At 66.5% G+C, this 954-nt stretch carries 2 protein-coding genes; one reads left to right on the top strand and one right to left on the bottom strand.

Annotated features, from left to right (window positions below; translation table 11 throughout):
• The coding region (locus FCI23_RS55920) for a DUF4118 domain-containing protein (protein ID WP_246144956.1) at nt 1-323 on the bottom strand (323 nt) is incomplete at its 3' end.
• A 551-nt stretch (nt 324-874) separates the two neighbouring features.
• Here FCI23_RS55920 and FCI23_RS55915 point away from each other — a divergent pair.
• The coding region (locus FCI23_RS55915; protein ID WP_136731792.1) for a potassium-transporting ATPase subunit F at nt 875-954 on the top strand (80 nt) is incomplete at its 3' end.

Below are 954 nucleotides of genomic sequence, written 5' to 3'. Positions count from 1 at the left end.
GCCAGCTGGGCGGTGTCGTGGATCTGCGCCAGGTAGTCGGCATCGGTGATGGCGACTATCTGAAGGCGCCGGGCCCGGGCGGCCAGCTGGGAGACGGCCAGGCCGACGGCGAGCAGCAGGATGGCCGTCGTCACGTCGGCGGACCGGGTGATGGTGAGCCGCTCGTACGGCCGGGTGAGGAAGAGGTCGAACCAGGCGGCGGCGGACAGGGCGGCGATGGCGCCGGCGAGGCGGTTTCCGATGGCGGCCACGGCGACGACGGCCACCACCAGCACGAGTGCGGCGTTGGCGTTGGAGAAGTTGGTACGGAACGGCACCAGCACCGCGGCGACGGCGAGCGGAGCCGCGACGGCCGCGATGATCGCGGCCCGGTCCTTTTTGAGGTAGCACCTCCTGCTGTCCTGTGTAGCAGCAGGAGGTGTGCGGCGCCACCGACCCTGCCACGTCGACCGGACGAGGACTCCGGGGTTGCATCGTCGGCTTGGTGCTGGCTCACCGCTACGGCTTTGGTGGCGCTTGCGCTCTGCGTACGCCGTGCCTTCGAGGGCGACGCACCCGCCGGACCGATTGTTCGCAGGACTCCGTCCAGTGCCACCCCCCTCACATCAAGGAGACATCAAGGTCGACCGTTGCGGCGTCAGGGGTGCGCTAACGAGGGTCGTCAGGGGAACCCGTGGGCGCTTCGCTATGAGCGCCGGTCCTCGCCGACACCACTCATAGTCTTCGTGATTCCCTTATGTCCCGATAATTTTGACGGTTATGTTCCCTTTATTACTATTCGGGGTGTCTCGCACATGCCTGACCTGCTCTTCATCGTCCTCACCGTTGTCGCGTTCGCGCTCATCGGTCTGATCGCCAAGGGGGTCGAGCGGCTGTGAGCATCGAGAACGTCGTCGGACTCGTCGTTGCCGTCTGCCTGCTCGGGTACCTGGTGCTGGCCCTGATCTACCCGGA

It is taken from the genome of Actinacidiphila oryziradicis (genome assembly GCF_005047355.1).
In the GTDB taxonomy this organism is placed as follows: Bacteria; Actinomycetota; Actinomycetes; order Streptomycetales; family Streptomycetaceae; genus Actinacidiphila; species Actinacidiphila oryziradicis.
This window is presented reverse-complemented; position numbering and strand designations above follow the sequence as displayed.